We start from the raw sequence: 12,293 nt of genomic DNA on the forward strand, positions 1-12,293 counted from the left end.
ATCCATTGCTATTAATGAGCTTCCGCTAGCCGCTGAATAATCGCAGGGCGCAGGGTGGTATTTACCCAGTGAGCAAAGGCCGCCTGCTCCGGCAGAGCTAAAAGGCTATCTTCAAGATGATCCAAAAAGTGAGGTAGGCGCTCAAGGTAGCCACTTTTTTGATCGCGTAGCGTTAACCGGCAAAAAATGCCCAGTACTTTCAGTGAGCGCTGGGCAGCCATCGCGTGGCACTGGGTCAAAAACAAGGCCGAGTCTACGCTGCTTGAAAGCCTGCCGTCGCGACGCGCTTGGTGATAAAATTCATCTACGAAGCTTGCAAACTGCTCGCCCGTGAAGCGGCAATAGCGTCCTCTAAGGAGAGAAATAAGATCGTAGCTGAGCGGGCCAGCCACAGCGTCCTGAAAATCGATCATATAAAGACGCTGCTGGTGTACCATCAGGTTCATCGCGTCAAAGTCACGGTGTACGCTTACCACTGGCTGCGCCAGAGCATGCTGTATAAGCTGCTCACGAACTGCCTGCCAGCTTTCTGGCGGTGGTATCGCTAGCCAGGTGCTGAGACACCATTGCGGAAACAAATCGAGCTCGCGGGCGAGTAGCGCCGTATCATAGGCGGGTAATAACGCTGAGTTAGCGCGATTTTGCAGCTTGGCGATGAGCAGCAGGGCCTGCGAATGGTAAGCCTGTGTAGTCGCATCGTCGGTAAACAAGTCTTGTAGCGGCGTGTTGCCCAAGTCGTCTAGCAGCAGAAAGCCCTCGGCTAGATTAGCCGCGTGTACTTGGGGCACCGGCAGCCCGGCGCTGTGCCAGCGCTTAGCAATGCTGACAAAAGGCTGCGAGTCTTCTTGCTCAGGAGGGGCATCCATAAGCACTTGGGTGCTGCCGTCGGGTAGCGTTAGGCGGAAATAGCGCCTAAAACTCGCATCTCCTACGGCAGAAGAGAGAGAAATATCGGCCTTAGAAAGGCCGTTTTGTTGGGCAGCCCACGTGGTGAGGGCGTTAATCCGATATGAGGACATGCAAGCTCCTTGCTGGTCGGGCATCATGCGGGCTGTATAATACCGATTCTGGATGCCAAGGATAACGAACATGGGCAAGCGATTTTCGCGCACGTTGCCGGTTGCGCATACTTTAGTGGGCAGTTTGCTCGCTGGCGCCTCGTTTACGGCGGTGGCTCAAGGTCAAACCATGCCCGCTGAAGCGCTGGATTGGCAAGCCTGGGGAGACGCTGAAGCGTCTACCCAGCTTTGCCGTGGGCGTTACGTGATGCCAGATTACCGCTTGCCAGCCGACGATAACCCCGAAGCACTGTCTCTTGAAGCCAGTGATGTCGATTACGCCGCCAACGGCGAATCGCTGCTGCGCGGTGACGTGGTTTTACGGCGCGGTAATGAAGAACTACAGGCCGAGCAAATCTTTTTGCCTGCCGACCGTCAACAGGTCGATGCTGAGGGCAATATTGCGCTGCGCGACGGGCAAGCCCTGATACGCGGCGAAAAGGCCATGTTAAGGCTAAATGAAGATCGGGCGACGCTGAATAACAGCCAATATGTGCTCTATGATCAGCACTTACGTGGAGAAGCTAGCCAGCTGGAGCAGACGGGCGAGGGGCTGTATCGCTTGCAAGACGCAAGCTTTACGACCTGCGACCCGGGTGAAAATAGCTGGCAACTGGTGAGTAGCAATATTGTTCTTGATCAAGCCCAAGGCTTTGGCACCGCGCGCAATGCGCGTTTAGAAGTTAAAGATATTCCTATCTTTTATTGGCCCTGGCTGCGCTTTCCTATCGATGACCGCCGTCATACCGGGCTGCTGTCGCCCTCCATTGGTTTTTCAGCGGACGGTTTTGACTACGCTCAGCCATTTTATTGGAACATTGCACCTAATCATGATGCCACCATCACGCCGCGCTGGATGACCGATCGCGGACTGCTGATGAATGGCGAATATCGCTACCTGTTTTCTGAAAGCGCAGGCACCGTGGAAGGCGGCTACTTAAACAGTGATAACGGCGGCTCGGGTGGTGACGCTAACCGCTTTGAAGGTGATGACCGCTGGTATATTGATGCGCGTCATGCTGGGCGGGTTAACGAACGTAGTAATTATCAGTTACGCTACGGTGCGGCCAGCGACGGGCGCTATTTTGATGACTTTGGCGGTGAGTTTGGTAACAGTGATCGCGTGAGCATGGAGCGATTAGCCCAGGTAGATTACCGCGGCCAGCGCTGGCAGTTAGACGCTCGTGCACAAGGGTTTCAGCGCTTGGAAGACCCGCTTAGCGATAGTGACAAGCCGTTTTATCGGTTGCCTAGCTTAAGCGCTAACGCTGATTGGCAGTTTAACAGCGGGCTGTATACGGAATGGCGCTCTAACGCGACGTATTTCTGGCGTGATGTAGATGAGCGTCGCGTGCCCGAACGCGAAGCGGCAATTGGTAGCCGACTGCATCTAACCCCAGCAGTAGGCTGGCGGTTTGAGCAGCCGTGGGGCTATGTCGAGCCGCGTACAGAGTTTTGGAACACGGCCTACGAGTTGGACTACGGCGAGCGCGAAACGGATCGTGGTACAACGCCTACGCGCAGCATCGCGCTGACGTCTATCGACAGCGGGCTGGTTTTTGAACGTGAGCTTGCCCTCGGTGGACGAGAGTATCGTCAAACGCTAGAGCCACGGCTCAACTATGCCTATGTGCCGCGTACCGATCAGGCCGAACTGCCAGACTTTGATAGTCGTGAGCGTGCATTCTCTTGGGATCAACTGTGGTCAGCGAAGCGCTTTTCCGGCGCCGACCGCGTAGGCGACTTGAATCGGCTGTCTTATGGGGTTCAGTCGCGGCTGCTGGAAGATGCCTCCGGGCGTGACCGGCTCTCGTTTGGCATAGGGCAAAGCGCTTATTTTGATGAGCGCCGTATCGACAGCGACGGCGATCCCAATTCGCTGCCGGATCGGCCTGAAGATAATCCCAACGTTAACCCTGAAAGCCGCTATCAGGCCACGCGGGATCGCTCGCCGGTGGTCTCTCGGCTAGATTGGCAAATCAATGATCGCTGGAGCAGTGGCTATGAATGGCTCTACGATGATCATCGTGAACGTACCGAACGCTCAAGTGTGGATGTGCGTTATCGCCATCCTGAAGGGCACGTAGTGAACCTTGGCTACCGTTGGGAGATCGAAGGGTTCGACCCCGGCGTTTTGCCTGATGATGACGGCTTTCGCGACTACAGTCGTGAAGAGTGGGATTTGTCGTTTGCCTGGAAAGCCAGCCCTAGCATTGATTTGATTGGCAGCTACCTGCACGATCAGACCAATAATCGCCCGCTTGAGCAATTGGCAGGCGTCCAGTGGAATAATTGCTGCTATGGCCTTCAGGTCGTCTGGCGCGAATGGATAGACGACGATGACACCGCCCGCATTGACGACGATTTTAAAGATCGCGGCTTGTTTTTACGCTTCGTATTCCGTGGTTTAGGCGGCGTTGGACAGGACGCAGATAGCTATTTTGAACAGACCATTCCTGGCTACCGTCCGACTGCACTATAACGACATCCATCGATTGGCTAATGAAAGAGACGTTTGTTATGAAAATGAAAAAGCCCCTGCTAGGCCGTATGAAACAGCTCTCTGCCGGCAGCGTACTGGCGCTGTGTGTGGGTGCAGGCGTTGCGCTCGCTCCGCTTACAGTGAATGCGCAAAATTTCCAGTCTACTCAGCGGCAAGCGTTAGATAGCGTGGTCGCGGTGGTAAATAATGACGTCATTATGCGCAGCAATTTAAATGGACGGATGGCGCAAGTTGAGCAGCAGGCCCAGGCTCGCGGTGGCAATCTTCCTCCGCGTTCTCAGTTAGAGAGGCAGGTGCTTGAGCGCATGGTGATGGAAGAAATTCAGATGCAGATGGCGGAAGATGCCAATCTCAGCATTAACGATACCGAGCTAAATGCGCAGGTACGTTCGATTGCTGAATCTAACGACATGACGCTAGATGAGTTTGCCGATGCGGTAGAGGCCGATGGCATCACATTAGCTAGCGTGCGCGATGAGGTGCGCCGTGAAATGCTTATGCGCCAAGTGCAGCAGCGTCAAATCAGCAATCGCGTAACGGTAAGCGATCGCGACGTTGACCGCTTCTTAAGCCAGCAGCCTAGCCAGCCGGGCAGCCAGAACTTTATTGAGGAAAGTCGTGCTCGCCATGTGCTGGTTGCACTGACCCCAACGCGCGATGAAAACCAGGCGCGCGCACGGGCTGAAGACGTTCGCGAGCGCTTATCAGGCGGTGCTGATTTTGCTTCATTAGCGCGCGAATATAGTGACGACAGCGGCAGCGCGCTTAATGGCGGTGAGCTTGGCTGGGTTCGCCCCGGTCAGACTGTACCCGCGTTTGAAGAAGCCATGCGCGGTCTTGATATTAATCAAGTATCTGCGCCTGTGCGCTCGCAGTTTGGTTATCACGTGATCCAGGTTGAGGAGCGCCGCCGTCAGGACGTTACCCAAGAAAGCCAGCGTGAGCAGGTGCGCCAAGCGATTTTCCAACGCCGTGCTAATGAAGAGCTGGAAACGTGGCAGCAGGAAATTCGCTCTCAGGCCTTTGTCGATATTCGCCTCTGATGCCTGCTAGTGCATTGACGAAAGCTAGCGCTGCGCCGGTGGTCATCACCACCGGCGAACCGGCGGGCATTGGTCCCGAGCTAACGCTAATGCTGGCGGCGCAGGGCCTGCTGCCCGCCAATGCTGTGGCCATTGGCGACCCGGAGATGCTGCGCCAGCGTGCCGCCTCGCTGGGGTTGGACATCCCGATTGTTGAATGTTCGCCCGGTGAATGCCCGTTGGGCAATCATCGCTTGCCCGTTTGGCCGGTGGCGCTTAGCGCGCCTGTAACGCCTGGCGTGCTCAACCCTGCCAATGCTGACTACGTGTTAGCCACCTTGGCGCTTGCAGTCGATGCCTGCCAGCAAGGCCAGGCGTCGGCAATGGTAACGGCGCCGCTGCACAAAGGCGTGATCATTGAAGGCGGGCACGTTGGTTTTACCGGCCATACCGAATGGCTGCGCGATGCCTGCGGTGTTGATGAGGTAGTCATGATGCTCGCTACTGACGCGGCGCTGCATGCAACGTCGCCAAGCTGGCAGGGCAGTGGTGATCTACGCGTTGCGTTAGTGACCACGCATTTGCCTTTACGCAACGTTGCCGATGCCATCACCTATGAGCGAGTTATTCGCATTAGCCATTTGCTCGCGGCGGATTTGCAGCGTCAGTTTAACATTGCTAAACCGCGTATCGCGGTGTGTGGCTTAAATCCCCATGCCGGTGAGGATGGACACTTAGGGCGCGAAGAGCTCGATATTATTATTCCGGCGCTTGATGCGCTGCGCGCAGAGGGAATGGATATTCACGGCCCGCTGCCTGCCGATACGCTATTTACGCCTAGGCATTTGGCGGGTGTTGACGCCGTGCTGGCGATGTATCATGACCAAGGGTTGGCCGTGCTCAAATACGCAGGCTTTGGCCAAGCTGCCAACATTACCCTGGGTTTGCCGCTAGTGCGCACCTCTGTTGATCATGGCACTGCGTTAGGGTTGGCAGGCAAAGGCTTGGCAGACCCCAGTAGCTTAAAGGTGGCGATTACGCTGGCGCGCCGTTTAGCCGCGCAGCGCGGTGGGGCCAGATAGTTAAGATCGTGCCTCGGCTGCCACCCATACTCCTGATTGAAACTGCTTTCCAAGGAACACCGCTTGATGTCTCATGTGCCCCAGCACCGCGCTCGTAAACGCTTTGGTCAAAATTTTTTACGTGATCTTGGTATTATTTCGCGGATTGTACGCGCCGTTGGCCCTCGCTCAACGGACCGTTTAGTTGAAATTGGCCCAGGGCAGGGCGCGCTGACCGAACCGCTGCTTGAAGCCGCCGGGCACCTGGAGGTCATTGAGCTTGACCGTGATCTAATTCCCGGTTTGCGCGTACAGTTTTTTAATTATCCCGATTTTGTTATCCATGAAGGCGATGCGCTCAAGTTTGATTTTGCGGCGCTAAAAGGCGATGGGCCTGCGCTGCGGGTAGTGGGTAATCTTCCTTACAATATTTCCACACCGTTGATTGTGCACTTGCTAGCGGCTGGCGATGCCATTGCCGATATGCACTTTATGCTACAAAAAGAGGTGGTTGAGCGTTTAGCGGCAGAGCCAGGCGGCACCGATTGGGGGCGCCTTTCGGTTATGGCGCAATACTATTGCCACGTTGAACAGCTATTTATTGTTCCGCCTGAAGCATTTGTTCCGCAGCCTAAGGTTGATTCGGCGATTGTGCGCTTAACGCCTCACGAGGCGCTTCCTCACACCGCCGATGATCCGGCGCTATTATTTGAGTTGGTCAAGCTTGCTTTCGGCCAGCGGCGCAAAACGCTGCGCAATAACTTCAAAGGGCGCGTCAGCCCCGCGACACTGGAAGATCTTGGTATTGATCCGGTGCGCCGGCCGCAGACCTTAACGGTGGTCGAGTACGTTGCCATTGCCAATCGTGTGGCTGCGGATGAGCACGCGAGCGGCGACCAGGGCAGCGAAGGGTGAGTGGTCTAGCGATTGAGGTGAGCGTTGATCCGAGCTACCGCGCCGATGAGTCTAATGATGGGGAGCTGCGCTACGTCTTTAGTTATACCGTCACGGTGCATAACCAAAGCCCTCACAGCGTTCAGCTTATGGCGCGCTACTGGAAGATTACTCAGGGCGGCGGAGACTGCCAAGAAGTGCGCGGCAAAGGCGTGGTTGGCCAGCAGCCGTTAATAGGTCCTGGGCAGAGTTTTCGCTATACCAGTCGCGCTATTCTGCAAACCCCGGTAGGGGTGATGGAAGGTGCTTACACATTGTTAGACACCTCCACACAGCGAGTCTTTGAAGTGCCTATTACACCTTTTAGGCTGGCAGCTCCCCTTCAGCTGCATTAATCGTGGCTCGCTGCTGCGAGCGCTTTAGGCGCTCGTCAATCGGCTGTCTAGATGATCGCAAAGGCGGAGTGCCAGTTGAACCAGCGTCAGCGTAGGGTTGGCGTGCCCGACACTGGCAAACACGCTGGACCCCGCGACATAGACGTTATCCTGAGCAAACAGGCGGCAATCAGGGTTGACGATGCCTTGCTCTGCATCCAGGCTCATGCGCGTGCCGCCCATGTGGTGGCGCCCGGCGAGCTCTCCGTCTGAGGGGAGTTGTACTGGCGTCTCTGCTAGCCAATCTGCCAATTGCAGCCGGCCGAGATCATTCTCTCGCAGATATTCCCCCAGCATCAGCATACTTTCGCGAATCGTGTGGCGATCAAGGTCAGACTGCTGCCATACCAACCGGCTGCGCGGTACGCCCAGGCTATCAACATCATCACTCAGCTCAATATGATTGTCATAGCGAGGCTCTTGTTCCCAGGCGGCTCTTAACACTGCGCCGTGCATCACGCGCCCTTGGGCTTGCCAGGTATGTAGTCGCCCCGCTAGCGTCGGTGCTTGCTCAGCAAGCTCATCCACTAATGTTTGGGTGGCCTCAGTGTTCATGCGGTGCAAGCGCAGCCCGCAGTTTAGTATCTGGCGTGAGGCGATGGCCTGTGCATCCGGAGAAAGAAACACATTGTACTCGTCTTCCAAGCCCAGAGCCGCAGGCTCGAACATGAGTGCCTTGCCCACCGTGGCATGCGGGTGCTCCATCCAGTAGCGGCCTAGCGTAGCATCTTGAGGGATTAGCTGACCGTTTGCCTGTTGATTGCACCACAGCAGTAGGCGAGAATTTTCTATGCCACCGCAGGCCATTACAAAGTAGCGCGCCCGCACTTGGCGAGAGTCGCCGGCGTAGTTTTTAAACGTTGCGCTAGTGACTGCGCCGTCAAGCGTTTCCAGCGCTACCAAGTTGGCCGTTAGGTGGCTGATTCGCTAAGCGTGGCGGCATATTTTTCTTTTAGGCGCGTTGGATTGCCGAGCGAAAAGTAGATGCGTTTAAATCCTGACCCAGCGATGGGCTGGTCGGCAGGCAGCGGTGCTAAATCCAGTATGCTGGCAGCGGTGCTGTAATAAGGCGAGATTGCGTCGCGCGCAATTGGCCAAGCTGTCTCGCTGGAAGCCGACTTAGCGGTAAAGTCGTAGCGATCAAGCGGGCGACAAACGCCGCCCCAGTGGTTGGTTGACCCGCCTAAATAGCGTAAGCGCGCGCCATAAAGAGGAATATAAGCGTCGCAGACCGTTTCGCCTCGATAGCTGTCCTGGGAGCGCTCGCTGTAGTCGGCATCGCCACCCTCGCAGAGCAGAACGCGGTGCCCGCGTTCTGCCAGCGTGACTGCCATTGCAATGCCCGCTGCGCCAGCGCCAATAATGCACACGTCGATTGCGTCACCGTGCTCGCTAATGTCCTCAAAATCAATATACATTAGCGATCACTGTCATTAAGAAGCCAGCCTTTCACCATCATCGGCGTGGGGCGCGCAGACGTTTTAGCGGCAGCGTTGGCGGCAGGCAGTAGTGTGGTGCCGGGTAGCAGTGCCGCACCAATGCCAGCCAAAGTGGCAGCGCGTAGTAGTCCGCGGCGAGTATAGTCCAGGGTCATTTGAGTATCGTTTTCCTTAACGGTCGCTGCGTGTAATGACGATAAGTTTACTATGACTATATAGTGGCGCAGGTGCCGCTTTTTCACCAGTTCATTTGATCAATGCTTAGCCAAAAGAGTGAGCGAGCGTCGCATGCAAGCAGCAGGTGAGATGGTAGTATTTAGGGTAGTATTTAGCCCACTTATTTCATAAAAGGCCTCCCGCATGAGCACCTATGCGATCGGCGATTTACACGGCTGCCACGTTGAATTCGTGACGCTACTAGAACGCATCAGCTTTAATCCCGCGCGCGATACACTTTGGTTAGTGGGTGATTTGATTAATCGTGGCCCCGGATCACTAGAATGCCTGCGCGAAGTACGGGCGCTGGGCAATGCCGCGCGAAGCGTATTGGGTAATCATGACTTTCATTTGCTCGTGCTAGCTCGCGGTGGCGGTAAGCTTAAAAAAAACGACACCTTTAGCCAATTACTGGACGCCCCTGATCGCGAGGCGCTGTTGGACTGGCTACAAAGCCTGCCGCTTAGCGTTTGTGAAAACAATACGCTGATGACGCACGCCGGCGTGCTGCCCCAGTGGAGCGTGGCACAAACCGAGTTGCGAGGGCTAGAGATCCAGGCCGCGCTGGCGAGTGAAACATCTGGCCAGTTCTTGGCGGCGCTATTTGGCAATCAGCCGGATACGTGGCAAGACGACATCGATGGCATCGATCGACTTCGTTTGATTGTTAATGTGTTAACAAGAATGCGCTTTATCGATGCTCAGGGGCGCTTGGACTTCGCCGCTAAAGAAGGGCTAGACAGCGCTCCGCCAGGGTTTTTGCCCTGGTTTCAGTACCCGAGAGACGATGATGCGCAGCTACTTTTTGGCCACTGGGCAGCGCTAGAAGGTAAAACGCCACAGGCGAAAATTTCCGTTGAGGCGCTTGATACCGGTTGCGTATGGGGAGGACGCTTGACCGCGCTTAATCTAGACAGCGGCGAGCGAACTAGCGTGGCGTGCGCTGAAGCCCTCGCATGCTCAGACCGTGCACAGAGCAAGCCGAGGTGGTGATGAAAGAGCAGCATGCCGACCCGCGCTTGGCGGGCCTAAACGTATATCGCGTCGGTGGCGCGGTGCGTGATGCACTGCTGGGTTGGCCGGTGGTTGATAATGACTGGGTGGTTGTCGGTGCAACGCCCGATGACATGCGCAAACGCGGTTTTAAGCCGGTGGGGCGAGACTTTCCAGTGTTCTTACACCCGGAGAGCGCTGAGGAGTACGCCCTGGCGCGCACCGAGCGTAAGTCTGGTCATGGCTATGCTGGCTTTGAAGTGCATGCAAGCCCCGATGTTACGCTGGAAGAAGATCTATTGCGGCGCGATTTAACCATTAATGCCATCGCGCAAAGTCGCCAAGGTGAATTGACCGATCCGTTTAATGGTCAGGGCGATATTGAGCAACGGCTACTGCGGCATGTTTCGCCAGCGTTTAGCGAAGACCCGCTGAGAGTGCTGCGCACGGCGCGCTTTTTGGCCCGCTATTGCTTGCTTGGCTTCACTATTGCTCGCGATACGCTGGCTCTGATGCGTCAAGTGAGCCTAAGTGGCGAGCTTGAGCACCTTGCCGCTGAGCGTGTATGGGTGGAAACCGAAAAAGCGCTGGGTGAGCCAAGCCCTGATATTTATTTCACAGCGCTTGAGCGCTGTGCAGCGCTAGCTGTTTGGTGGCCCGAGCTATCCGGCCAAGCGTTAGAGAAGGGCCTTGCGGCACTGGCTCATACTCCCGCAGGGAGTGCATTAGCCGTGGCCCACTGGCGCTATGCCCAGCTGGTGTCGCCCCTTAGCGTTAATGATCGTGAGGCTCTGGCCGTACGGCTAAAGCTGCCTAACGCGGTGGCCCAGCTGGCCCGCCATACGGCGCTTACCCATGGAATGCTTGGCGATAGATTGGATGGCCCGGGCGTGCTGCACTGGCTGGAGCGCTTGGACGCCTGGCGCAAGCCTTCTCAGGTTGAAGAACAGCTGGCGCTGGTTGCTTTGCTAGCGCCAGAGCACCAGGCGCAGCTTGAGCGCGCTTGGCAAGCCGCTTGCAAGGTAAGCCCGCAGTCGCTCATCGCCCAAGGCTATCAGGGGGCGGCGCTTGGTGGCGCCTTGCGAGAGCACCGCGGCCAGGCTGTGTCGCTAGCCATCACTGCGTGATATGACCCGGCCTCGCCAGGTGAAGTTGATCGGCCACAGGCGCTGCTCACCTAGCTCAAAGGCTTTCCATAGCGCTGCATAAGGGGTGCCGCAGAGAGGGTGGCATTCATTCGGAAGTAGCTCAGCAAGCGGCTGCAAAACAAAGGCGCTATTGGTGATCTCGCTTCGTGGGAGCGATACGCTATCGACAATGCCGCAGGCGTCACCAACGGTTAGCAGATCAATATCGAGCGTTCGAGGGCTCAGTTTAACGGTGCTAGGCAGACGGCCATGCTCAGTTTCAAGCTGTTTGCCCCACGCCTGTAATTTGCCTGGTGCCCAGTCGCTGTAAAAGGCCACTACCGCGTTATAGAAATGGCGGCTGTCGGCAAAGCCGATCGGCTCACTCTCAAATACACGTGAGATGGTAAGTGGGCCGAAGGTGTCAGTCAGTGCATCAAGGCAGCAGCGAATATGCCGAGTTGGGCTAATGTTGCTGCCTAAGCTGACGGTCACCAAGTTCATGCGCGTGGCTCCTGCGTTACCTCTGGCAGGCTGCCACGAGTAATTTCCAAGCCGACGCTGGCAGCGTTGGGAACGGCGCCGGGTTTACGTACCCTTAAACGTAGCCAGGTGATCGAAAACTCCGTTCGCAGGCACTCTGACAAGCGTTCGGCGAACGTTTCGACCAGGGCGAACTGATGCGCATCGGCAAACTGCTGAATACGCTGACAGATAGCCGCGTAATCTAGCGTGAGCTGCAGATCATCGGTGGCGGCTGCCGCGCGAATATCGGTCGCCAGCGTAAGATCTAGGCTCAGCGTTTGCTGAATAGAGCGCTCCCAGTCGTAGGCGCCAATGACGGTATCGACTGTTAACGCTTCAATTAAAATGCGGTCCATCTCACGATCCCCTGCTGCAACAAGCGAGCGATTGTACGTTAGGATGGGGTTTAACGACAGCGAGCCAGGCCACAAAGCGAGCACAGAGCGATGGGGTGGATTGTGGTGGGCTACTTAAGCGGTAGTTGGTTGGCAGCGCTAAGCGTTTGCCGCTGGGCGGGCGTGGGCGATCCCCGCCGACACGGCTCGTTTAACCCTGGATTCTCCAACGTACTGCGTCTGTACGGCCCCCGCTTAGCAACCGCTACATTGTTGCTGGATGCCCTGAAAAGCATGCCGGCGGTGCTGGGCGCGAAGCTGATGAGCTGCCCGGTGTGGCTGCAAGGATTAGTCGGGCTGGCGGTGCTGCTGGGCCACAGCTTTCCATTATGGCATGGTTTTCGCGGCGGAAAGGCCGTGGCGAGTGCGTTTGGCGTGCTGCTGGTATTGGTGCCCAGCGTTGCGTTATTGAGCGCCGTGCTGTGGTCATTATTAGCATGGCGGCTAAGAGCAGCCGCGCTGGCGTCACTCATGAGCGCGCTCATCGCGCCGCTCGCCTGCGGCTGGCTGGCGCCTGACTATGTGATGGTAGTGGGCGGTTTTAGCCTACTGGTGCTGGCCCGTCATGGCCTTAATATTCGACGCCTGAGGCGGGGCGAAGAGCCGCCTTTACGCGGCTCCTAACG

The 12,293-nt window shown here is 56.6% G+C and carries 14 protein-coding genes; 8 read left to right on the forward strand and 6 right to left on the reverse strand.

Annotated elements, in window-relative coordinates:
- Window positions 1-11 precede the first annotated feature (11 nt).
- Window positions 12-1,019 carry a phosphotransferase gene (locus CIK78_RS06915; protein ID WP_096278502.1) on the reverse strand — a complete coding sequence of 336 codons (1,008 nt, stop codon included), beginning with the start codon at window positions 1,017-1,019 and terminating at the stop codon, window positions 12-14.
- A gap of 70 nt (window positions 1,020-1,089) precedes the next feature.
- Here CIK78_RS06915 and CIK78_RS06920 point away from each other — a divergent pair, with 70 nt between their 5' ends.
- From CIK78_RS06920 to apaG, 5 genes are all read left to right on the forward strand, one after another.
- Window positions 1,090-3,540, forward strand: a complete 2,451-nt coding sequence (locus CIK78_RS06920; RefSeq protein ID WP_096278504.1) for an LPS-assembly protein LptD — start codon at window positions 1,090-1,092, stop codon at window positions 3,538-3,540.
- Between the two features lie 38 nt (window positions 3,541-3,578).
- Complete coding sequence (locus CIK78_RS06925; RefSeq protein ID WP_096278506.1) at window positions 3,579-4,604, forward strand: peptidylprolyl isomerase; 1,026 nt, start codon at window positions 3,579-3,581, stop codon at window positions 4,602-4,604.
- Window positions 4,604-5,665 (forward strand): 4-hydroxythreonine-4-phosphate dehydrogenase PdxA, encoded by a 1,062-nt coding sequence (pdxA, locus tag CIK78_RS06930; protein WP_096278508.1) that lies wholly within the window; start codon window positions 4,604-4,606, stop codon window positions 5,663-5,665. The genes CIK78_RS06925 and pdxA overlap by 1 nt, the downstream gene beginning before the upstream one ends.
- 66 nt (window positions 5,666-5,731) lie before the next feature.
- Window positions 5,732-6,559: a 16S rRNA (adenine(1518)-N(6)/adenine(1519)-N(6))-dimethyltransferase RsmA gene (gene rsmA / locus CIK78_RS06935; RefSeq protein ID WP_096278510.1), complete on the forward strand. Its 828-nt coding sequence runs from the start codon at window positions 5,732-5,734 to the stop codon at window positions 6,557-6,559.
- Window positions 6,556-6,933 carry a Co2+/Mg2+ efflux protein ApaG gene (gene apaG / locus CIK78_RS06940; RefSeq protein ID WP_096278512.1) on the forward strand — a complete coding sequence of 126 codons (378 nt, stop codon included), beginning with the start codon at window positions 6,556-6,558 and terminating at the stop codon, window positions 6,931-6,933. The genes rsmA and apaG overlap by 4 nt, the downstream gene beginning before the upstream one ends.
- Before the next feature lie 24 nt (window positions 6,934-6,957).
- On the opposite strand, the gene CIK78_RS18035 is transcribed toward apaG, so the two are convergent.
- The 3 genes from CIK78_RS18035 to CIK78_RS17860 are packed head-to-tail and all read right to left on the reverse strand — an operon-like array spanning window position 6,958 to window position 8,566.
- Entirely contained in the window at window positions 6,958-7,875 is a 918-nt protein-coding gene (locus tag CIK78_RS18035; RefSeq protein WP_225734290.1) for a GMC oxidoreductase, read from the reverse strand.
- 8 nt (window positions 7,876-7,883) lie between these two features.
- Window positions 7,884-8,390, reverse strand: a complete 507-nt coding sequence (locus CIK78_RS18040) for an FAD-dependent oxidoreductase (RefSeq protein WP_225734291.1) — start codon at window positions 8,388-8,390, stop codon at window positions 7,884-7,886.
- Window positions 8,390-8,566 (reverse strand): hypothetical protein, encoded by a 177-nt coding sequence (locus CIK78_RS17860; protein WP_176483375.1) that lies wholly within the window; start codon window positions 8,564-8,566, stop codon window positions 8,390-8,392. Before CIK78_RS17860 ends, CIK78_RS18040 begins: the two co-directional genes overlap by 1 nt.
- A gap of 205 nt (window positions 8,567-8,771) precedes the next feature.
- On the opposite strand from CIK78_RS17860, the gene CIK78_RS06950 reads away from it, so the two are divergent.
- Window positions 8,772-9,620, forward strand: coding sequence for a symmetrical bis(5'-nucleosyl)-tetraphosphatase (locus CIK78_RS06950; RefSeq protein WP_096278514.1), 849 nt, complete (start codon window positions 8,772-8,774; stop codon window positions 9,618-9,620).
- A complete protein-coding gene (locus CIK78_RS06955) occupies window positions 9,620-10,747 on the forward strand; it encodes a polynucleotide adenylyltransferase (RefSeq protein WP_096278516.1) in 1,128 nt (375 codons plus the stop codon). The genes CIK78_RS06950 and CIK78_RS06955 overlap by 1 nt, the downstream gene beginning before the upstream one ends.
- Here the strand turns inward: CIK78_RS06955 and folK are convergent.
- Complete coding sequence (gene folK, locus CIK78_RS06960) at window positions 10,730-11,251, reverse strand: 2-amino-4-hydroxy-6-hydroxymethyldihydropteridine diphosphokinase (protein WP_096278519.1); 522 nt, start codon at window positions 11,249-11,251, stop codon at window positions 10,730-10,732. The two genes, CIK78_RS06955 and folK, sit on opposite strands and share 18 nt — an antisense overlap.
- On the reverse strand, window positions 11,248-11,628 hold the full coding sequence (folB, locus tag CIK78_RS06965; protein WP_096278521.1) for a dihydroneopterin aldolase: 381 nt from the start codon (window positions 11,626-11,628) through the stop codon (window positions 11,248-11,250). Before folB ends, folK begins: the two co-directional genes overlap by 4 nt.
- Before the next feature lie 90 nt (window positions 11,629-11,718).
- Between folB and plsY the strand changes: the two genes are divergently transcribed.
- Window positions 11,719-12,291, forward strand: coding sequence for a glycerol-3-phosphate 1-O-acyltransferase PlsY (gene plsY, locus CIK78_RS06970; protein ID WP_096278523.1), 573 nt, complete (start codon window positions 11,719-11,721; stop codon window positions 12,289-12,291).
- The last annotated feature ends 2 nt before the right edge of the window (window positions 12,292-12,293 follow it).

Origin of the sequence: Halomonas sp. JB37 (assembly GCF_002332255.1) — a bacterium.
GTDB classification, from domain to species: domain Bacteria; phylum Pseudomonadota; class Gammaproteobacteria; order Pseudomonadales; family Halomonadaceae; genus Vreelandella; species Vreelandella casei.